Raw genomic sequence first — 20763 nt, forward strand, 5'->3', positions numbered from 1 at the left:
CGCGACCCCCGCGCTGCACGCACGGGACGGAGCATGGCTGACCAGACGCGATACACCGAGACGATGCGCCGCCTTCGCTGGCCGCTGATCCTGACCTGGGCCGGGATGCTCTCGGAACGTGTGGCGCGGGCCTTCTGGCCGCTCTGGACCCTGCTGTTGCTCTGCGCCGCCGGGCTGATGCTGGGGCTGGGGCAGATCCTTTCGACAGATGTGCTCTGGGCGCTTGCGGCCCTCTCGGGCCTGGCGGCGCTGGTGCTGCTGGCGCGCGGGCTCTGGCGGCTGCGCATTCCGCGCCGGGAAGAGGCCTTCCGCAGGCTGGACGGAACGCTGAAAGGTCAGCCATTACAAACACTTCGTGACGACCAGGTGATGGGCCAGAACGACGCTGGTTCGGCCGCGCTCTGGGCGGCGCACCGCGACCGGATGGCCCGACAGGCGGCCTCGGCGCGGGCCGTTGAGCCGGATCTGAAGCTCTCGACCCGCGATGTCTTCGGCCTGCGCTACGTGGCCCTGATGCTGCTGCTGGCGGGGCTGCTCTTCGGGTCGATCTGGCGTCTGGGCGACATCGGTGGCGCGTTGCCGGGCTCGGCCCAGGCCGCCGTCGGTCCCTCGTGGGAGGGCTGGATGGAGCCTCCGCTGCATACCGGCCTGCCGACGGTCTACCTTGGCGATATCGACGGCGAGGTGCTGCATGCGCCGCAGGGCGCGTTGGTCACCTTGCGATTCTATGGCCCCGAGGGGCGGCTGGAACTGGCCGAAACGGTCTCGGGCCGGGTGGGTGAGCTGCCTTCCGCCAGTGCCCCTGCACAGGATTTCACCATCCGCCAGGCCGGGCAACTGGCCGTTGAGGGCCCCGGCGGGCGCGAATGGCGCGTGGCGCTGATCCCCGACCGTGCCCCCTCTGTCAGCATCGAAGGGCCCGGCGAGGCTGATGTGGAGGGGCTGTTCTCCATGCCCTTCTCGGCCCGTGACGATTATGGCGTGGCGGCGGGCAAGGCGCTGATCTCGCTCGATCTGGCGGCCATCGACCGGCGCTATGGCCTGGCACTTGAGCCCGAGCCGCGCGCGCCGCTTGAGATCGTGCTGCCGATGCCTCTCACCGGCTCGCGTGCCGATTTCACGGCCGCCCTGGTCGAGGATTTCTCGCAGCACCCCTGGGCCAACCTGCCGGTGACGGTCTCCCTCACGGTCGAGGATGCCCTGGGCCAGTCTGGCCGGAGCGAGGGCTACGACATGCTGCTCGACGCGCGCCGGTTCTTCGATCCGCTGGCGGCAACCCTGATCGAGATGCGCCGCGACCTGTTGTGGAACCGCGAGAACGCGCAGCGGGTGACCCAGGTCCTGCGCGCGGTGCGCTGGTACGGCGAGGGGCTATTCCCCAATGAAACCATTGCGATGCGGCTGGACAGGCTGATCGGCAAGATCGAGACGATCCAGCGCTTCCGCCCCCTCTCGGACGATCAGGTTGCGCGGGTGACGCAGGCGCTTTGGGATATGGCCATCGAAATCGAAGAGGGCGACCTGGCCGATGCCCGCGACCGGATGGAGCGCGCCAGGCAGAGGCTGGAAGAGGCGATGCGCAACGGTGCCTCTGACCAGGAGATCGCCCGCCTGATGCAGGAGCTGCGCGACGCCACCCAGGACTACATGCGTCAGCTGGCGCAGCAGCAGGCCCGCGAGCAGGGGCAACAGCAAGGCCAGCAACAGGGTCAGCAGGACATGGAAAACGCCATGCGCATGACCCAGGACGACATCCAGCGCATGATGGATCGCATCCAGGAGCTGATGGAAGAGGGCCGCATGGCCGAGGCGCAGCAGGCGCTGGAAGAGCTTCAGCAGATGCTCGAGAACATGCAGATGACCGAAGGCCAGGGCGGCGAGGGCCAGCAGAGCCCCGGCGAACAGGCCATGGAGGGCCTCGGGGAAACCCTGCGCAACCAGCAGGAGCTTTCGGACGAATCCTTCCGTGACCTGCAGGACCAGTTCAACCCCAATGGCCGCTCCGGCGAGCGCAACCAGGGCGAGCCGGGCGAGGGCCAGGAGCAGGGTCAACAGCAACAGGGCGGCCAGGGCCAGCAGCAGGGCGAAGAGCCCGGCCAGCAACAGGGCCAGGGTGGCCAGCCGGGGCAGGGCGGCGACCAGGGCTCTGCCGATGCAGAGGGGCTGGCCGAGCGCCAGCGTGCCCTGCGCGACGAGCTTGAACGCCAGCGCGGCAATCTGCCGGGCGCGGGCACCGAGGCCGGGCGCGCGGCCCGCGAGGCGCTGGAGGAAGCCGACCGTGCCATGCGCGGCGCCGAGGACGCCCTGCGAGAGGGTGACCTGGCCGAGGCCATAGACGAGCAATCCCGCGCCATGGATGCGCTGCGCGAAGGCATGCGCAACCTGGGCGATGCCATGGCGCAGCAGGACCGCGAAATGGCCGGGCAGCAAGGCGAGGCCGAGGGCGACAATCCCGGCCAGCGCAACGATCCGCTGGGCCGCAACGCGGGCACCAACGGCGCGCTTGGCAACGAACGCGAGATGCTCAGCGATGAAGAGGTGCGCCGCCGGGCCCAGGACCTTCTGGACGAGATCCGCCGCCGCTCGGGCGAGAACGCCCGCACGGCAGAGGAACGCGACTACCTGCGTCGCCTGCTGGATCGGTTCTGAGAGGCCCGCGGGACGGGGCGGCCAGCTTTCGCTGACTTGGCAGTGCCGCTGGCCTTGGGGCTTCCGTCGGACAAGCGATCAGGACGAACAGGTCATGCGTCGGGACGGTCGCTGAACGAGCTGCGGGCCCTGCGGCGCTGAGGCACGGGTCGCGCTCCCAGCGTGGCCCGCACGCGATATCTTACAGACAGCAAATGCGACTGATCGCGGGTGTTCCCCGATGCCGGCCTCACGGCGCATCCTCCGGCGCTCAGGCCTCGGAGCCGGTCTTTTCCTCGATCCAGACGATCAGCCGGCGGACGTTCACGTCCAGCCAGACCCGGCCCTCATCCACGGTGCCGACGTAGCTGCGCATGGCCGGTTCGGCCTGGGGAAAGCGCTCGGCGATGCGGGGCGCATTGAGGTAGAGCAGCACGCTGATGGCGCCGAGGAAGATCGGCAGGGTGAAGCCACGGCGGAAACTGCGCCGCGCCACGGGATCGGGGGCCTCGAAGACATCTTCCTCTTCGACCTTGTGACCACGGCTGCGGAGCGAGGAGTTGATCTCTTCGATATCCGGCAGGAGGTCGCGGCGCGAGGTCTGGCCGCCGTCTTCCGCCGGGGCCGTGGCACCACCGCGCAGGCGGGCCATGCGGGCGCGGGCCTCCCGCTCGCGGCGGTCGCTTTCGCTTTCGGGATCGGCCAGGCCCAGCTCGGGCTGGCTCTCCAGCGCGCCGCTTTCGCGCGCCCGGACACGGGCCTCATGCTCGGCTTCCTGCCGCAGGACGTCGCGGATCGAAGGGTCCAGCTCGCGGCGGCGCGGAGCAGGGGCGGCGGTGGCAGGGGCGTCGTCTTCGCCGTCGTCCGGATCGTCGAAACTCTCTTCGGCCGAAGTGGCCTGGGTCTCCGCAGCTTCCGGCACCTCGAAGGCCGGTGGCTCTGCGAACTCATCGGCCAGGACCGAAAGGTCGGGCTCTTCGCTGGCCGCCTCGGTCGCGGGCGGGGTTTCGGGCTCGGTGCGGGGGGGCGTCTCGGGGGCGCGCGGCGGACGGCGGGGTGTCACCCGCGCTGCGCCCGAGGCCTCTTCCGCGCCGGGATGGGCCTGGAACCAGGTGTCGCCGCAGTTCGAGCATTGCACATCGCGGCCCGCCTGCGGGATCACCGCATCGGGCACCTCGTATTGAGCTCCGCAATTCGGGCAGGTTAGTCGCATCTGGCCCCATCCCAGTGACGAGCCGGAACACCCGTCTGGCACCGGCCCCTTGGTTCTGGCCGCTACCATATGTGGATCGGAGGAAGCGGAAAAGTGCTATTTCCGCCCTGTGCCGCGATTGCATCGGCGGGTGCGATCCTGCAAAAGGATAAGGCAGTCGAGGGGGCCTACGTGATCGAACTGGACAATCTCGCCTATTCCTATGGCGGGGGAGAGTTGCTGAGCGACATCTCCCTGCGGCTGACGCCGGGTTCCTTTCATTTCCTGACCGGACCGTCTGGGGCCGGCAAGACCACCTTCCTGAAGCTCTGCTACGGTGCGCTGGTGCCGACCGCCGGACATGCGCTGCTGTTCGGCAAGGACGTGCGCCAGATGACCCGTGACGAGATCGCGGAAATCCGCCGAAGGGTGGGGGTGGTGCACCAGGATTGCCAGTTCCTGGATCACCTGACCGTGTCCGAGAATATCGCCCTGCCGCTGATGGTCTCGGGGCGGGATGTCTCGTCCGAGGCGCATAACCTGAAAGAGCTGATCGCCTGGTGCGGTCTCACCCACAGGGCCGATGCCCGCCCGCCCGAGCTTTCGGGCGGCGAGCGCCAGCGTGCGGCACTGGCCCGCGCGGTGATCATGTCGCCCGATATCATCCTGGCCGACGAACCCACGGGCAACGTGGACTGGGAGATGTCCGAGCGCCTGCTGTCGCTTCTGGTCGAGCTCAACCGCATGGGCAAGACGGTGATGATCGCCACCCATGACCTGGCCCTGATCCGCGCCGCCAAGAGCCGCGTGCAGGCGCGGGTGCTGCGCATCGCCAAGCGGCGGTTGCAGCTGGCGGGGGCGGACCTGTGAGCTTCCTTCAGCTTTCGACCCTGCTGCGTGGCGAACCGCAGGCGGACCGCGTGGTCCCGCCCACCGGGTTCACGGCCCGGCTGACCCTTTTCGCTGCCGCCGCCATGGCCTTCCTGGCGGTCTTCGCCCTGGCGCTGTCGCTGGCCACCGGCCGGCTGGCCTCGAACTGGAGCGAGGAGCTGGCGCGCAGCTCGACCCTGCGCATCTCCGCCCCGGCGGAACAGGTGGCGGCGCAGACCGAGGCGGCGCTGCAGGTGCTGGCCACGACCTCGGGCGTGGCGCGGGCGCGGGCGCTTTCGCGCGAAGAGCAACAGGCGCTGCTGGAGCCCTGGTTCGGCCCCGACCTGCCGGTCGACAGCCTGCCCATTCCCCAGCTCATCGAGATCATTGAGGATGGCGAGGGCTACGACCCCGACGGGCTGCGCCTGCGGCTTGCGGCAGAGGTGCCCGGAGCGGTGCTGGACGACCACGGGCGCTGGCGGCGACCGCTGGTCAAGGCGGCGGGGCGCATCCGGGCGCTCGGCCTGCTTTCGCTCCTGCTGATCGGAGGCGTCACGGCGGCGATGATCACCCTGGCGGCCAACTCGGCCCTGGCGGCCAATGCCCAGGTCATCGCGGTGCTGCGCCTGGTTGGCGCGCGGGATGACTTCATCGCCCGCGCCTTCGTCCGCCGCTTCACCTTCCGCGCCTTCTGGGGCGCCTCGCTTGGCATGGCTCTGGGCCTGGCCGCGCTGTTGGCGCTGCCCGAGGCGCAGGCCGAGGGCGGCTTCCTGACGGGCCTGGGCCTGCGCGGCTGGCACTGGGTCTGGCCGCTTGTCCTGCCCTTCGTGGCGGCATTCGTTTCCTTCCTGGCCACCGGCGGCGCAGCCCGCCGCATGTTGCGGAGACTGGCATGAGCCTTGCCTGGCAATATTTCAGATCGGTGATCTTCGTCATCCAGATGTACCTGGCCATGGCGCTCTACGGGCTGGTCTTCCTGCCCTGGACGCTCTTTGACCGCCGTGGCGCCTATGTCGGCGCCCGCAATTACTGCCACTACGTGCGCTTCACCCTGCGCCTGATCTGCGGCACCCGCACCGAGGTGCGCGGAGAAATCCCCCAGGGCGAGATCCTGATCGCCTCGAAGCACCAGAGCTTCCTCGACATCATCCTGATCGTCTCGGTGGTGTCGCATCCGAAGTTCATCATGAAGGACAGCCTGCGCTATGCGCCGGTGCTGGGCTTCTACGCGCAGCGTTTGGGCTGCGTGCCGGTGAAACGGGGCCGCCGCTCGGATGCGATCCGCGACATGATGGGCCGGGTGACCTCGGGCGATGCGCCGGCCGGGCAGCTGATCATCTATCCCCAGGGCACCCGCGTGGCGCCGGGGGTCGAGGCCGAATACAAGGTCGGTGTCGCCGCGATCTACGAGCAGACCGGCCAGAGCTGCGTGCCTGCCGCCACCAACGTGGGCCTCTTCTGGCCGCGCCAGGGCGTGCTGCGCAAGCCGGGCCTCGCGGTGGTCGAGTTCCTGCCCGCCCTGCCGCCCGGCCTGCCGCGGGAAGAGTTCCGCAACACCCTGCGCGAGGTGATCGAGGCGCGCTCGAATGCCCTGATGGCCGAAGGGGGGATGACCCGGTGAAGTTCATCGAAACACCAGAAGAGCTGTCGCAGGTCTACGGCACGCCCGCAGCCGCCGCGACGCGGAAGGTGGCCCGGCAGATGACGCCGGATTACCGCACATGGATCGAGCGGGCGCGCTTCTGCGTGGTCTCGACCGTTGGCCCCGAGGGGGCCGATGGCAGCCCGCGCGGCGATGATGGCCCCGTGGTCCGCGAGCTCGACCCCGGCACCCTGGCGCTGCCCGACTGGCACGGCAACAACCGGGTCGATACGCTCCGCAATATCGTCCGCGATCCACGCATGGCGCTGATGTTCATGGTGCCCGGCTCGAACAACGTGGTGCGGGTGAATGGCCGGGGGCGGGTGACCACCGACGCCGATCTCTGCGCCAGTTTCGCGCGTGGCGGCAAGCAGCCGCGCAGCGTGGTGGTCATGCAGATCGACGAGATCTATTTCCAATGCGCCCGCGCCGTGATGCGCGCCGGCCTCTGGGCCGGTCGGGATGAAAGCGAGGGCCTGCCCAGCCCCGGCCAGATCCTGGCCGGCATGACCGAGGGCAAGGTCGGCGGCGAGCGCTATGACCGCGAGTGGCCAGAACGCGCCGCCAAGACCCTGTGGTGATCAGCGCCGCGCGGGCTCTGCCCGTGCAAGGCGTTCTGCAATGAAGCCGTAGAAGCTCTGACCGGGCCGGGCCTCGCGGCCATAGGCGGTGTTGAGCCGTGCCTTGGCACGGAAGACCTCTGCGCAGGGCGCGCGCATCGCCTCGGGCAGATCGCCGGCGCCTGCCAGTATCTCGGAAACATGGCAGGCATAGGCCCGCGCGACCCTGTCCGAGAAATCCGTCTCTGCGGTGACCGAGCTTTCACTGAGCCTCAGCTGGTAGGCCACCGGGGCCAGGGGCGCGCTGCCCCCCAGCCGGGCCAGAAGCTCGGCGGCGTGGCGGACATCCTGCGAGGGATGAGAGGTGAAGGGGCGGGCCTGCGCACGGGCCAGCAGTGGGTGGAAGCTGCCGCCGTAGTGGCCCAGATCCTGCAGCCGAAGCCTGTCGGCCCCTTGCGGCATCCGCAGGATCTGCTGCCCCGCGTCCAGCACCGAGGTCTGCCCGAAGGCCGCGCCGTGGCGGCGTGCCAGTGGCAGCAGGGCGGCGAGGTAGCCGGGCTCCCAGCTATCATCGGCATCGAGGAAGGCGTAGAAACGCCCCTGCGCCTGGGCCAGCGCCCGGTTGCGGGCGGCGCCGGGGCCGGTGCGGACGGGGCCCAAGGGCGTGGCCGAAACCCTCAGGCCATCGGGGGCCAGCTCGCGGTAGTCGGTGCCGTCATCCGAGGCCAGCACGACCTCGACTTGATCAGGCGGCATGCCAGAGGCCATGACCGAGGCCAGCGCGCGGGGCAGGGTGACCTCTGCCCGGTAGACCGGGATGATGACCGAGATCTCTGGCCGTTCCATATCCGCCTCAGCTTGCCTGGCCACAGCATAGAGCCTGCCGCGCGCGAGGAAAGCGTGGCGTCCCGGCAAAGGCAAAACGCCCGCCCCCTTTCGGGGACGGGCGCCTTGAGACCGGGTAACCGGGATCACATGTGGATCGGGCCGTCGCCGCAGGCCAGGGCCGCTTCACGCACCGCTTCCGAGAAGGTCGGGTGGGCGTGGCAGGTCAGGGCCAGGTCCTCGGCGGAGCCGCCGTATTCCATGGTCACGCAGACCTCGTGGATCAGGTCGCCGGCTGCCGGGCCGATGATATGGGCGCCCAGCACGCGGTCGGTCTCCTTGTCGACGATCAGCTTGACGAAGCCGTCGCCGGCGAAGACCGCCTTGGCACGGGCGTTGCCCATGAAGGAGAACTTGCCGACCTTGTAGGCGCGGCCCTCTTCCTTCAGCTGCTCTTCGGTCTTGCCGACCGAGGCGACCTCGGGGTGGGTGTAGATGACACCGGGGATCACGTCGTAGTTCACGTGACCGGCCTTGCCGGCGATGACCTCGGCGACGGCCATGCCCTCGTCCTCGGCCTTGTGGGCCAGCATGGGACCGGCGACCGCGTCACCGATGGCATAGACGCCCTTGACCGAGGTGGCCCAGTGGGCGTCGGTCTTGACGACGCCGCGCTCGGTCATCTCGACGCCCAGCTCCTTCAGGCCCAGCCCGTCGGTGAAGGCGCGGCGGCCGGTGGCGACCAGCACCACGTCGGCATCCAGCTGATGCTCGCTGTCGTCCTTCTTCAGCTTGTAGGTCAGCTTGGCCTTGGTCTTGGTGGCCTCGGCGCCCTGGACGGCGGCGCCCAGGATGAAGTTCATGCCCTGCTTCTTCAGCAGCTTCTGCAGGTTCTTCTGCACTTCGCCGTCCATGCCGGGGGTGATCTTGTCGAGGAATTCGACCACCGTCACCTCGGCGCCGAGACGCGCGTAGACAGAGCCCATCTCCAGGCCGATCACGCCGGCGCCGACGACGATCATCTTCTTCGGCACCTTGGGCAGATCCAGCGCGCCGGTGCTGTCGACGATGACGCCCGCGTCGTTGTCGATCTCGAGGCCGGGCAGCGAAGAGGGCACGGAGCCCGAGGCGACGATGATGTTCTTGGCCTCATGGACCTCGTCACCGACCTTGACCTTGCCGGCCTCGGGGATCGAGCCCCAGCCCTTGAGCCAGTCGATCTTGTTCTTCTTGAACAGGAACTCGATGCCCTTGGTGTTGCCGTCGACAACGTCCTGCTTGTAGGCCTTCATCTGGTTCCAGTCGACGGAAGGCGACTTGCCCTTCAGGCCCATGGTGGCGAAGTTGTGCTCTGCCTCGTGCAGCTGGTGCGTGGCGTGCAGCAGCGCCTTCGAGGGGATGCAGCCCACGTTCAGGCAGGTGCCGCCGAGGGTCTCGCGGCCTTCGACACAGGCGGTCTTGAGGCCAAGCTGTGCGCAGCGGATGGCGGCGACATAGCCACCGGGGCCTGCACCGATGACGATCACGTCGTATTGGGCCATGGGGATCTCCTTCTAGCGTATGGCGCATCGGGCGCCGGGAGTTTTGTCGTTTCGGGCCGGGGGTGAGGGCTCTGCCCCCGCCGCTGTCGCGGCTCCCCCCAGTAATTAGGGCGCAGTATTCAGGGTCGCCGGATGATCAGAAGAGCGTGGCGAGGATCATCAGCGCGGATGCGATAAGTCCCGTCAGCCACAGCAGCGAGCGCCAGGGCACCCAGCCGAAGGCATAGGCGGGGACATAGAGAATGCGGGCGCCGAGATAGATCCAGGCGCAGGTCGCGGTGAGCGGAGAGGAGGCCTGCCCGAGGGTCACCACCGCCACGGCTATGGTGAAGAGGATCAGCGCCTCGAAGTGGTTGTCCATGGCGCGGAAGATGCGCCCGGTGCGGGCGCTGACCTGCTCGACCAGCGGTTTGCCGAGGCGGCCGGGATCGCGCGGTCCAAGGGTCTTGCTCTTGTCCAGCTCCAGGTTCGCGGTCACCGACATCAGGCCGATCTGGCAGACCTGCAAGAGGCCGGCGAGGGCGAGGACGGTGACTTCGGTGGGAAGGGTGCTCATCTCAGGGCCTCAGAAAAATGCGGCGACATACATGGTGATCGTGGCGATGAGCCCGACCATGTAGATGACGGACCGCCAGGGCGCCCAGCCGAAGGCATAGGCAGGGATATAGAGCGCGCGGGCACCGGCATAGGTCAGCGCGGCCACGGCGGTGATGGTCGAGGCGCTGTCCGACAGCAGAACCAGCACCACGGCGCCGATGAAGAAGGGGAAATTCTCGGTATGGTTGTCCAGCGCCCGGCGCAGGCGGCCGGTCTGCCTGGACAGCGGCGGCAGGTCGTCGCGCGGGCTGGCATTGGCATCCGAGCCGACATCGCGGGTCAGCAGTGTCTGTGACCACATGACGAGGACGAGATGTTCCAGGGCGACGAGGGCGAGGGCGATGAGTTCTGGGGTCATGGAGCTGGTTCCCTTTGGAAAATCAAAATTCCATCACGTTGAACACCAGGTTTGACGAATTCGTCATCGTCCAGCGCGACCTGCAAGTCTAAAGGCGCAAACCCATCTAGAAGTAGTCGCAAGCCTTCACGCCAAGCTTCTGCGTTATCAATCCAGTGCATTGATGCGATCTCAGAGTCATCTCCAAGTTCGATTGCAATATCCAGATCGCTTTCGTCGCGCGCCTCATTTCTTGCTCTAGACCCGTAGATCCAGGTTCTGGTCACGACCGAAGTTTGCTCACTCCAGTGTCGAAGTTTCGCAACTACCTCGGTCGTGACCTGCATCTTACAGATCCATCAGCAGGCGGCGGGGATCTTCCAGCGCTTCCTTGACGCGCACGAGGAAGGTCACGGCGCCCTTGCCGTCGACGATGCGGTGATCGTAGCTGAGGGCCAGGTACATCATCGGGCGGATCTTGATCTCGCCGTTGATGACCATCGGACGGTCCTGGATCTTGTGCATGCCGAGGATACCCGACTGCGGGGGGTTCAGGATCGGCGAGGACATCAGCGAGCCGTAGACACCACCGTTGGAGATGGTGAAGGTGCCGCCCTGCATTTCCGCCATCGACAGCTTGCCGTCACGGGCGCGGGCGCCCTTGTCGGCGATGGCCTTCTCGATATCGGCGAAGGACATCTGGTCGGCGTCGCGGATCACCGGAACCACCAGGCCCGTGGGCGTGCCGGCGGCAATGCCCATGTGGACGTAGTTCTTGTAGACCACGTCGGTGCCGTCGATCTCGGCGTTGACGTCGGGCACTTCCTTCAGCGCGTGGACGCAGGCCTTGGTGAAGAAGGACATGAAGCCAAGCTTCACGCCGTGCTTCTTCAGGAACAGGTCCTTGTACTCGTTGCGCAGGGCCATCACCTCGGTCATGTCCACCTCGTTGTAGGTGGTCAGCATGGCGGCGGTGTTCTGGCTTTCCTTCAGGCGGCGGGCGATGGTCTGGCGCAGGCGGGTCATCTTGACCCGCTCTTCGCGGGCAGCGTCATCGGCAGCCACCGGCGCGCGGGGCGCGGAGGCCGGTGCGGCGGGCGCGGACTTGGCTGCGGACAGGGCCTTGGCCACGTCTTCCTTCATGATGCGGCCATCCTTGCCGGTGCCGGTGACCTGGTCGGGCGACAGACCCGCTTCGGCCATGGCCTTCTTGGCAGAGGGCGCGTCCTCGACATCCTTGCCACCCGAGGCGGCAGGGGCCGCGGCGGTCGCGGCCTCGGACTTCGGAGCGGCGGCTGCGCCACCCTTGCCCGAGGTCATCTCGGCCAGCTGGCCGCCGGCCTCGACGGTTTCGCCTTCCTTGGCCAGGATCTTGGTCAGGGTGCCGGCGGCAGGCGCGGGGACCTCGACCGAGACCTTGTCGGTTTCCAGCTCGCAGAGCATCTCGTCTGCCTCGAAGCTTTCGCCTTCCTTCTTGAACCAGGTGGCCACGGTGGCCTCGGTCACGGATTCACCCAGGGTGGGGACCATGACCGGAAGGGTCTCGCCGCCGGATGCGGCGGGCTCTTCGGAGGGGGCGTCGACGTGGCGCGGCGCGGGCTCTTCCGGGCCTGCGTTGCCCTCTTCGGCGATGTAGCCCAGCAGGGCGTCGACGCCGACGGTTTCGCCTTCCTTGGCGACGATGTCACCCAGCACGCCAGAGGCGGTGGCGGGGACTTCGACTGTCACCTTGTCGGTTTCCAGCTCGCAGAGCATCTCGTCGACGGCGACCGCATCGCCGGGCTTCTTGAACCAGGTGGCGACGGTGGCTTCGGTAACGGATTCCCCAAGCGTGGGGACGCGGATCTCGGTGCTCATGGGACTTAGTTTCCTTCGATGGTCAGCGCTTCGTCGACAAGCGACTCTTGCTGGGCTTTGTGCTGTTTGGCCAGGCCGGTTGCGGGCGAGGCAGAGGCGACGCGGCCCACGTAACGCGGGCGTTCATGGGTGGCGCCGATACGCTGCAGGCACCACTCGACGTTGGGTTCGATGAAGGACCAGGCGCCCTGGTTCTTCGGCTCTTCCTGGCACCAGAGCATCTCTGCCCCCTTGAAGCGCTCGAGCTCCTTGACCAGCGAGATCGCCGGGAAGGGATAGAACTGCTCGATCCGCATCAGGTAGACATCGTCGATGCCGCGGGCGTCACGCTCTTCCAGCAGGTCGTAGTAGACCTTGCCCGAGCACATGACGACGCGCTTGATCTTGTCGTCCGCCACCAGCTTGGTGTCCGAATTGCCCATCTCGGCATCGTCCCACAGGACGCGGTGGAAGCTGGAGCCGGTGGTGAATTCGCTGGCCTTGCTGACCGCCAGCTTGTGGCGCAGCAGGGACTTCGGCGTCATCATCACCAGCGGCTTGCGGAAGCTGCGGTGCAGCTGGCGGCGCAGGATGTGGAAGTAGTTGGCAGGCGTCGTGCAGTTGGCAACGATCCAGTTGTCCTGGCCGCACATCTGCAGGAAGCGCTCGAGGCGTGCCGAGGAGTGCTCGGGGCCCTGGCCCTCGTAGCCGTGCGGCAGCAGCATGACGAGGCCCGACATCCGCAGCCACTTGGATTCACCCGAGCTGATGAACTGGTCGAACATGATCTGCGCGCCGTTGGCGAAGTCGCCGAACTGGGCTTCCCACATCACCAGGGCATTCGGTTCGGCCAGCGAGTAGCCGTACTCGAAGCCCAGCACCGCGTATTCCGACAGCATCGAGTCGATGACCTCGTAGCGGGCCTGGCCGGGCTTGATGTTGTTCAGCGGGTAGTAGCGCTCTTCGGTCTCCTGGTTGATCAGGGCCGAATGGCGCTGCGAGAAGGTGCCGCGGGTGGAATCCTGGCCCGCCAGGCGCACCGGGTAGCCCTCGGCCAGCAGCGAGCCGAAGGCCAGGGCCTCGCCCGTCGCCCAGTCGAAGCCTTCGCCGGTCTCGAACATCTTGGACTTGGCGTCCAGCAGGCGGCCGACGGTCTTGTGCATCGGGAAGCCATCGGGGGCGCTGGTCAGCGACTTGCCGACCTCTGCCATCAGCTCTTCGCTGATCGCGGTCTCGCCGCGCTGGTAGTCTTCCTTTTCGCGCTCGAGACCCGACCACTTGCCGTCCAGCCAGTCGGCCTTGTTGGGCTTGTATTCCTTGCCGGCCTCGAACTCTTCGTTGAGGTGGGCCTGGAAGGCGGCCTTCATGTCCTCGATCTCGCCCTCGGGGATGAGACCGTCCTTGACCAGGCGATCAGTGTACAGGCTCAGGGTCGTGCGGTGACCCTTGATGTTCTTGTACATGATCGGGTTGGTGAACATCGGCTCGTCGCCTTCGTTGTGACCGAAGCGACGGTAGCAGAAGATGTCGATCACCACGTCCTTGTGGAACTTCTGGCGGAACTCGGTGGCCACCTTGGCGGCATGCACCACGGCCTCGGGGTCGTCGCCGTTGACGTGGAAGATCGGCGCCTCGACCATCAGCGCGATATCCGTCGGATAGGGGCTGGAGCGCGAGAAATGCGGCGCGGTGGTGAAGCCGATCTGGTTGTTGACGACGATATGGATGGTGCCGCCGGTGCGGTGGCCCACCAGGCCCGAGAGGCCAAAGCACTCGGCCACGACGCCCTGGCCCGCGAAGGCCGCGTCACCGTGCAGCAGCACGGGAATGACCGAGGTGCGGTCGGCGTCGTTGTTCTGGAACTGCTTGGCGCGGGCCTTGCCCAGCACCACCGGGTTCACGGCTTCCAGGTGCGAGGGGTTGGCGGTCAGCGACAGGTGCACGGTGTTGCCGTCGAACTCGCGGTCCGAGGAGGCACCGAGGTGGTACTTCACATCGCCCGAGCCATCGACGTCCTCGGGCTTGAAGCTGCCGCCCTGGAATTCGTTGAAGATGGCGCGGTAGGGCTTGCCCATCACGTTGGCCAGCACCGAGAGGCGGCCGCGGTGCGGCATGCCGATGACCACGTCGCGGGCGCCCAGGTTGCCGCCGCGCTTGATGATCTGCTCCATCGCGGGGATCAGCGCTTCGCCACCGTCGAGGCCGAAACGCTTGGTGCCCATGTACTTGACGTGCAGGAACTTCTCGAAGCCCTCGGCCTCGACCAGCTTGTTCAGGATGGCGCGGCGGCCCTCACGGGTGAAGGTGATCTCCTTGCCGTAGCCCTCGATGCGCTCCTTCAGCCAGGCGCTTTCCTCGGGGTTCGAGATATGCATGTACTGCAGCGCGAAGGTGCCGCAGTAGGTGCGGCGCACGATGTCCACGATCTGGCGCATCGAGGCGATCTGCAGGCCCAGCACGTTGTCGATGAAGATCGGGCGATCCATGTCGGCATCGGTGAAGCCATAGGACTTCGGATCGAGCTCGGGATGGGCGACCGGGTCCTTCATGCCCAGCGGATCGAGATCGGCGGCCAGGTGGCCACGGATCCGGTAGGCGCGGATCAGCATGATGGCGCGGATCGAATCCAGCACCGCGCGCTTGATCGCCTCGTCCGAGACCTCGACGCCCTTGGCGGCGGCCTTGTCCTTGATCTTCTTGCCCGCGTCCTTGGCCTCGGCCGGGGCCGGCCACATGCCGTCCAGCGCTGCCGTCAGCTCGTCGTTCGGGGCCGGCGGCCAGTCGGCGCGCTTCCACGAGGGGCCAGCGGCCTCTGCCTTGGCGTCGCTCTCGCTGTCGCCCAGGCTGCCGAAGAACTCGGCCCAGGCGTCATCGACCGCAGAGGGGTCATTGGCCCAGCGGGCATAGAGCTGCTCGAGATAGGCAGCATTGTGCCCCTGCATGAAGCTGGAGGCGTGGAAAAGGTCGTTCGGGCTCTGATCGTTCATCTGGTCACCTGAAGGGCGGAAACGGGGGGCAACTTGTCGAAGGCGGCGGGGTGGTGGCGGCGCCCTGGCGGCGCGGCAGAGGGCGGAGAATATCCTTCGGGGATCATGCGGCGGCCCTCCTGGTGGGGACGGGGCCCCAGTGGTTGGAGGCCGGCTGCGTCGGGCGGGTCAGCCAGAAGATCACGATGAGGGGCGAGAGGGCGCAGACCAGCACCGCGAGGGCCAGGATCAGGCCCGCGAGCCCGTCGAACTGGTCCGCAAGCCCGTCTGCCATCATCGTGTCGAAGCTGAGCCCGCCGATGAAGGCGGCGTAGCTCATCGTGCCCAGCACGGCGATGATCGGATAAAGCAGGTAAAGTCCGCTGCGGCCCGTGTCATGCATGCGCCGCCAGCCCGCGGAAAGCGTCGGCAGGAAGAGCGCCAGCGAAAAGAGCGAGGACAGCGCATCGGAGATCGCGCCCAGGACAAGGCCGCCCAGAAAACCGAAGAGGATGAAATACCAGTACTCGGGCCGCGAGGCACGTCCCGAGAAGGTGACGTACTTGCGGAAACAGGCGCGGACAGCGTCGGAGAAGCTCATTGGCATGGCTCCTCTGGCGGGCACGGTTCCGGCAATGCTTGCGCGCGTGGCATTTTTCTCGCTTCCCCTCATGAGGGGGGCCTCTGATGGGGTGGCAAGGGCCGCACCGCGGATCTAGCGGTGCGGCCCACGCCGATTACGTGGTGGCCCGGGCTTGCGCCCTGGCCCTTGGCATCAGCCGATGGCCTTCAGCACGGCCTCACCGAGACCGGCGGGGCTGTCGGCGACAACGATACCGGCCGACTTCATGGCCTCGATCTTGTCTTCGGCACCGCCCTTGCCACCGGCGACGATGGCACCGGCGTGGCCCATGCGGCGGCCCGGAGGGGCGGTACGGCCGGCGATGAAACCGGCGGTCGGCTTCCAGCGGCCCTTCTTCTTCTCGTCGGCCAGGAACTGCGCGGCTTCCTCTTCGGCCGAGCCACCGATCTCGCCGATCATGATGATCGACTCGGTTTCCGGGTCCTTGAGGAACATTTCCAGCACTTCCAGGTGCTCGGTGCCCTTGATCGGGTCGCCGCCGATGCCGACAGCCGAGGACTGGCCGAGGCCCGCGTCGGTGGTCTGCTTCACGGCTTCATAGGTCAGGGTGCCCGAACGCGAGACGACGCCCACGGAGCCACGCTTGTGGATGTGGCCGGGCATGATGCCGATCTTGCAGGCGCCGGGGGTGATGACACCGGGGCAGTTCGGGCCGATCAGGCGGGACTGGCTGTTCCGCAGCGCGGCCTTCACCTTCATCATGTCCAGAACCGGGATGCCTTCGGTGATGCAGACGATCAGCGGGATCTCTGCGTCGATGGCTTCCAGGATCGAGTCGGCCGCGAAGGGCGGCGGCACGTAGATCACGGAGGCATTGGCGCCGGTGCGCTCGACCGCTTCGGCCACGCCGTCGAAGACGGGCAGGCCGAGGTGCTCGGAACCACCCTTGCCGGGGGTCACGCCGCCGACCATCTTGGTGCCGTAGGCGATCGCCTGTTCAGAGTGGAAGGTGCCCTGCGAGCCGGTGAAGCCCTGACAGATGACCTTGGTGTTTTCGTCAACGAGAACTGCCATTGTCTTAGCCCTTCACTGCTTTCACGATTTTCTCGGCGCCGTCGGACAGGTTGTCTGCCGCGATGACGTTCAGGCCGGAGGAGGCGATGATCTCCTTGCCCTTTTCGACGTTGGTGCCTTCCAGGCGCACGACCAGCGGAACCTCGAGGCCCACTTCCTTCACCGCGGCGATCACGCCCTCGGCGATGACGTCGCAGCGCATGATGCCGCCGAAGATGTTCACCAGGATGCCCTTAACGTTGGGGTCGGAGGTGATGATCTTGAAGGCCTCGGTCACTTTCTCCTTGGTGGCGCCGCCACCGACGTCGAGGAAGTTCGCGGGCTCGGCACCGTAGAGCTTGATGATGTCCATCGTTGCCATGGCCAGGCCTGCGCCGTTCACCATGCAGCCGATCTCACCATCCAGCGCGATGTAGTTCAGGTCGTACTTGGAGGCCGCCAGTTCTTTGGCGTCTTCCTCGGTCTCGTCGCGCAGGGCGGCGATGTCCGCGTGGCGGTAGACCGCGTTGCCGTCGAAGCCGACCTTGGCGTCCAGGACCTTCAGGTTGCCATCGGGCATGACGATCAGCGGGTTGATCTCCAGCTGTTCCATGTCCTTCTCCATGAAGGCACGGTAGAGATCGCCGATCAGCTTGACGCACTGCTTCATCGCGGCGCCCTTCAGGCCCAGCGAGAAGGCGACCTTGCGGCCGTGGAACGGCGCGTAGCCGGTGGCCGGGTCGATGGAGAAGCTGAGGATCTTCTCGGGGGTGGCAGCTGCCACTTCCTCGATGTCCATGCCGCCCTCGGTGGAGCAGACCACGGAGACCGAAGAGGTCTGACGGTCGACCAGCAGAGCCAGGTACAGCTCGCGTTCGATGTCGGAACCGGCTTCGATGTAGATGCGGTTGACCTGCTTGCCGGCGGGGCCGGTCTGGTGGGTCACCAGGGTCTTGCCAAGCATCTTCTTGGCTTCTTCTTCGGCTTCCTCGACGGATTTCGCCAGGCGGACACCGCCTTTTTCACCGGCGCTTTCCTCGACGAACTTGCCCTTGCCGCGGCCGCCTGCGTGGATCTGAGCCTTGACCACCCAGAGCGGGCCGTCCAGCTCGCCCGCGGCGGTCTTGGCCTCATCGGCCTTCAGGACCGCGCGGCCGTCCGAGACCGGCGCGCCATATTCGCGAAGGATCGCCTTCGCCTGATATTCATGGATGTTCATGAATTCCAACCCTCGTTTGCTACGATTGTCATCGGTAGTGGCACAGTCTTACCTGCCGATGAACCTATTTTTGCAGGCCCCGGACAAATTCCGCCGATTTTCTTGAGTTTGTGATCACGCGCGGAATTCGTGTGATCACAAAGCTGCGCCGCCTGCATTTCCAGCTCCCTTTCGGCCTCGTCCGGGATTCGGTCTGCCACCATCTTGTAATGAACTGCCCCGAAATCTAAGACCTTTTGAAACCCGAATGGCGCCCCTGTTCCGCAGGGGCAGGCAAGAGCTGACGTCGAGACCCCGCATGCATGTCATAAGCCTGTCTTCGATCCCGCCGCGCTTCGGCGCGCTAGCGGAACAGCTGCAGGCCCTGCTTGCGCAGCGGCGGCCAGCCGAGGAGATCCGGCTCTATATCCCCAGGCGCTACCGCCGCTTTCCCGACTGGGACGGGCGGCTGCCCGAGGTACCGCGGGGCATCCGCATCTGCCGCGCGGAAGAGGACCTGGGCCCGGCGACAAAGGTGCTCTTCGCCGCTGAGGAGTTGCGGGGGCAGGACCTGGGGCTGCTCTATTGCGACGACGACAGGACCTATGCGCCGGAATGGAGCCACCGCTTGCTGCGCGCCTGGCGCCGCCGCCCGCAGGCGACGATCGCCAGCTGCGGCTGGGACCTGGACCACCTGGGCCTGCCGCTGCCCGAGGCGGACCCGCAGCCGCGGTTCGGCTTGCAGGTGCGGCGCATGGATCCCGAATACCGCTACCTGCGGACCCGGCAGCGGATCGGGCGGCTCTTCGGCAGGGCGAAGGGGCCGAAACCGCAGCGCAACCTGATCGGCCGCTCGGGCCATTGCCACGTGGCCGAGGGCTTTGGCGGTGTGCTGATCCGTCCCGACTGGCTGCCGCAAGAGGCCTGGCAGATTCCGCCGGTGCTCTGGGCCGTCGATGATGTCTGGCTTTCGGGGCATCTGACCCGCACGGGCCATGCCCCCTGGCTGCCGGCGCGGGCGCACCGGCTGCGCACGGGCGGGGTCTCGGACGTGGCGGCGCTGGCGGATGCAACGCTCGATGGCGCGGGCAGGGCCGAGGCCAACCTGCGCTGCGCCAGGCACTTCATCGAGACCTACGGCATCTGGAAATGAAAAGGGCCGCCCCGAGGGCGGCCCTTTCCGTCAGAACTGTGCTGTGGCTCAGGCCAGCGAGCTGTCGATGCCCTTGCAGGCTTCGACGAGGCCCTTCACGGCGGTCACGGACTTGTCGAACATCTCTTGCTCTTCCTTGTTGAGCTTGATGTCGATGATCTTCTCGATGCCGCCGGCGCCGATCACGGTGGGCACGCCCACGTACATGCCCTTGACGCCGATCTCGCCGTCGCAATAGGCGGCGCAGGGCAGGACGCGCTTCTGGTCCTTCAGGTAGGCTTCCGCCATCTCGATGGCCGAGGTCGCGGGGGCATAGAAGGCCGAGCCGGTCTTTAGCAGGCCGACGATCTCGGCGCCGCCGTCACGGGTGCGCTGCACGATGGCGTCCAGCTTCTCCTGGGTGGTCCAGCCCATCTCGACCAGGTCGGGCAGCGGGATGCCGCCAACGGTGGAGTAGCGCACGGAGGGCACCATGGTGTCGCCGTGGCCGCCCAGCACGAAGGCGGTGACGTCCTTCATCGAGACGTCGAATTCGACCGACAGGAAGTGGCGGAAGCGGGCCGAGTCCAGCACGCCGGCCATGCCGCAGACCTTGTGGGCGGGCAGGCCAGAGAACTGCTGCAGGGCCCAGACCATCGCGTCGAGCGGGTTGGTGATGCAGATGACGAAAGCGTCGGGCGCGTTGTCACGGATGCCTTCGCCGACGGCCTTCATGACCTTCAGGTTGATGCCCAGCAGGTCGTCACGGCTCATGCCCGGCTTACGCGGCACACCAGCGGTCACGATGCAGACATCCGCGCCGGCGATGTCGGCGTAGGATTGGGTGCCCTTCAGCTTGGCGTCGAAGCCTTCCGAGGGGCCGGATTCGGCAATGTCGAGCGCCTTGCCCTCAGGGGTGCCTTCGGCGATGTCGAAGAGGACGACGTCGCCCAGTTCTTTGAGGGCTACGAGATGGGCGAGCGTGCCGCCGATCTGGCCCGCGCCGATCAGGGCAATCTTGGGTCTGGCCATTGGATCTGTCTCCGGTCCGGTTGAAACGTCGAAGACGGCGTAGGCGCTTTGGGGGTCGGACGCAAGGGTGGAGGGGCCCTGCGCCCCCGCGTTTCCCCGCGTGCAATGCTGAAAATCCCCTTCAAATCAGTCAGGTAACGCGCTGCCGACACCATCGGGGGGAGGTGGCGCAAAGGCCTGCAGGGCAGGGCAACTGCCACCTGCATGGGCATGTTAGCGCACCAAGTGACGCGGGCGCCGCGATTCTTTCCACAGGGGGCCGGGCGCCGAAGGGCAGGTTGCAAGCGGCAACCGACCTAAGGGTAAACGCCCTGTCCCCCGAGTCGACACGGTGCGGCCCGGCCCATGGCCCGGATCAGGCGTCCTGGTCGTCGCCCGGCAGGGCCTCGAACAGCGACTCGAAGGCCTGCCCGCTGGCGATCAGGCAGGTGATCCCCTGCGGCGAGGTCATGGTGATGGTCCAGGTGCCGCTGTCATCCGAGGCGAAGACCTCGACCATGGCGTTGTTGGAGCCGATGCCGATCGAGCGGCGCGTCTCGCCGTAGCCTTCGGCAAGGCGGTTCACCACCACCTCGCGCGGGGCACAGGCCTGGCGGCTGCCCTGGGCGCTGGCCGAGAGCGGCAGCAGTGCCGACATCACGGACAGCAGCAAGGCGATAGCGGCGGATGGGGCAGAGCATGGGGCCAATCTCGGGCCCGGCATCCGGGCAGGAGCGGAGCGGACGGCCTGGCGCAGCAGGCGGCTGGTGTCGGACAATTTCATCCGAAATC

Annotated in this window: 19 protein-coding genes; 6 read left to right on the top strand and 13 right to left on the bottom strand. The window is 67.0% G+C overall.

All coding sequences use genetic code 11. The features are described from left to right. The first annotated feature begins 33 nt into the window (after positions 1-33). Positions 34-2649, top strand: coding sequence for a TIGR02302 family protein (locus CRO50_RS07025; RefSeq protein WP_097145164.1), 2616 nt, complete (start codon positions 34-36; stop codon positions 2647-2649). 250 nt (positions 2650-2899) lie between these two features. Here the strand turns inward: CRO50_RS07025 and CRO50_RS07030 are convergent, their stop codons facing one another. After that, positions 2900-3841: a zinc-ribbon domain-containing protein gene (locus CRO50_RS07030; protein ID WP_097145165.1), complete on the bottom strand. Its 942-nt coding sequence runs from the start codon at positions 3839-3841 to the stop codon at positions 2900-2902. 171 nt (positions 3842-4012) lie between these two features. Here CRO50_RS07030 and CRO50_RS07035 point away from each other — a divergent pair, with 171 nt between their 5' ends. The 4 genes from CRO50_RS07035 to CRO50_RS07050 are packed head-to-tail and all read left to right on the top strand — an operon-like array spanning position 4013 to position 6913. After that, positions 4013-4690 carry a cell division ATP-binding protein FtsE gene (locus CRO50_RS07035; RefSeq protein ID WP_097145166.1) on the top strand — a complete coding sequence of 226 codons (678 nt, stop codon included), beginning with the start codon at positions 4013-4015 and terminating at the stop codon, positions 4688-4690. Then, positions 4687-5586 carry a cell division protein FtsX gene (locus tag CRO50_RS07040; RefSeq protein ID WP_097145167.1) on the top strand — a complete coding sequence of 300 codons (900 nt, stop codon included), beginning with the start codon at positions 4687-4689 and terminating at the stop codon, positions 5584-5586. The genes CRO50_RS07035 and CRO50_RS07040 overlap by 4 nt, the downstream gene beginning before the upstream one ends. Next, positions 5583-6311: a lysophospholipid acyltransferase family protein gene (locus CRO50_RS07045; protein ID WP_097145168.1), complete on the top strand. Its 729-nt coding sequence runs from the start codon at positions 5583-5585 to the stop codon at positions 6309-6311. The genes CRO50_RS07040 and CRO50_RS07045 overlap by 4 nt, the downstream gene beginning before the upstream one ends. Then, complete coding sequence (locus CRO50_RS07050) at positions 6308-6913, top strand: pyridoxamine 5'-phosphate oxidase family protein (RefSeq protein ID WP_097145169.1); 606 nt, start codon at positions 6308-6310, stop codon at positions 6911-6913. The genes CRO50_RS07045 and CRO50_RS07050 overlap by 4 nt, the downstream gene beginning before the upstream one ends. On the opposite strand, the gene CRO50_RS07055 is transcribed toward CRO50_RS07050, so the two are convergent. From CRO50_RS07055 to sucC, 10 genes are all read right to left on the bottom strand, one after another. Next, entirely contained in the window at positions 6914-7738 is an 825-nt protein-coding gene (locus CRO50_RS07055) for a glycosyltransferase family 2 protein (protein WP_097145170.1), read from the bottom strand. It lies immediately after the preceding gene. A gap of 125 nt (positions 7739-7863) precedes the next feature. After that, positions 7864-9258, bottom strand: a complete 1395-nt coding sequence (gene lpdA / locus CRO50_RS07060) for a dihydrolipoyl dehydrogenase (protein WP_097145171.1) — start codon at positions 9256-9258, stop codon at positions 7864-7866. Between the two features lie 136 nt (positions 9259-9394). Continuing rightward, positions 9395-9814, bottom strand: a complete 420-nt coding sequence (locus CRO50_RS07065) for an MAPEG family protein (protein WP_097145172.1) — start codon at positions 9812-9814, stop codon at positions 9395-9397. Between the two features lie 9 nt (positions 9815-9823). After that, complete coding sequence (locus CRO50_RS07070; RefSeq protein ID WP_097145173.1) at positions 9824-10213, bottom strand: MAPEG family protein; 390 nt, start codon at positions 10211-10213, stop codon at positions 9824-9826. Continuing rightward, positions 10210-10539, bottom strand: coding sequence for a nucleotidyltransferase family protein (locus tag CRO50_RS19900; RefSeq protein ID WP_143516867.1), 330 nt, complete (start codon positions 10537-10539; stop codon positions 10210-10212). The genes CRO50_RS07070 and CRO50_RS19900 overlap by 4 nt, the downstream gene beginning before the upstream one ends. Before the next feature lies 1 nt (position 10540). Next, positions 10541-12049, bottom strand: a complete 1509-nt coding sequence (odhB, locus tag CRO50_RS07075) for a 2-oxoglutarate dehydrogenase complex dihydrolipoyllysine-residue succinyltransferase (protein WP_097145174.1) — start codon at positions 12047-12049, stop codon at positions 10541-10543. A gap of 5 nt (positions 12050-12054) precedes the next feature. Continuing rightward, complete coding sequence (locus CRO50_RS07080; RefSeq protein ID WP_097145175.1) at positions 12055-15015, bottom strand: 2-oxoglutarate dehydrogenase E1 component; 2961 nt, start codon at positions 15013-15015, stop codon at positions 12055-12057. A 103-nt stretch (positions 15016-15118) separates the two neighbouring features. Then, positions 15119-15595, bottom strand: a complete 477-nt coding sequence (locus tag CRO50_RS07085) for a DUF805 domain-containing protein (RefSeq protein WP_097145176.1) — start codon at positions 15593-15595, stop codon at positions 15119-15121. Between the two features lie 174 nt (positions 15596-15769). Continuing rightward, positions 15770-16651 carry a succinate--CoA ligase subunit alpha gene (gene sucD / locus CRO50_RS07090; protein WP_097145177.1) on the bottom strand — a complete coding sequence of 294 codons (882 nt, stop codon included), beginning with the start codon at positions 16649-16651 and terminating at the stop codon, positions 15770-15772. Between the two features lie 4 nt (positions 16652-16655). After that, positions 16656-17849: an ADP-forming succinate--CoA ligase subunit beta gene (gene sucC, locus CRO50_RS07095; protein WP_097145364.1), complete on the bottom strand. Its 1194-nt coding sequence runs from the start codon at positions 17847-17849 to the stop codon at positions 16656-16658. Positions 17850-18147: 298 nt separating this feature from the next. Here sucC and CRO50_RS07100 point away from each other — a divergent pair, with 298 nt between their 5' ends. Next, entirely contained in the window at positions 18148-18981 is an 834-nt protein-coding gene (locus CRO50_RS07100; protein WP_097145178.1) for a glycosyltransferase family A protein, read from the top strand. 48 nt (positions 18982-19029) lie between these two features. On the opposite strand, the gene mdh is transcribed toward CRO50_RS07100, so the two are convergent. Next, a complete protein-coding gene (gene mdh, locus CRO50_RS07105; RefSeq protein ID WP_097145179.1) occupies positions 19030-19992 on the bottom strand; it encodes a malate dehydrogenase in 963 nt (320 codons plus the stop codon). Positions 19993-20347: 355 nt separating this feature from the next. Continuing rightward, entirely contained in the window at positions 20348-20629 is a 282-nt protein-coding gene (locus CRO50_RS07110) for a hypothetical protein (protein WP_097145365.1), read from the bottom strand. Positions 20630-20763 lie beyond the last annotated feature (134 nt).

Origin of the sequence: Pseudooceanicola antarcticus, assembly GCF_900215355.1 — a bacterium.
Taxonomy (GTDB): domain Bacteria; phylum Pseudomonadota; class Alphaproteobacteria; order Rhodobacterales; family Rhodobacteraceae; genus Pseudooceanicola; species Pseudooceanicola antarcticus.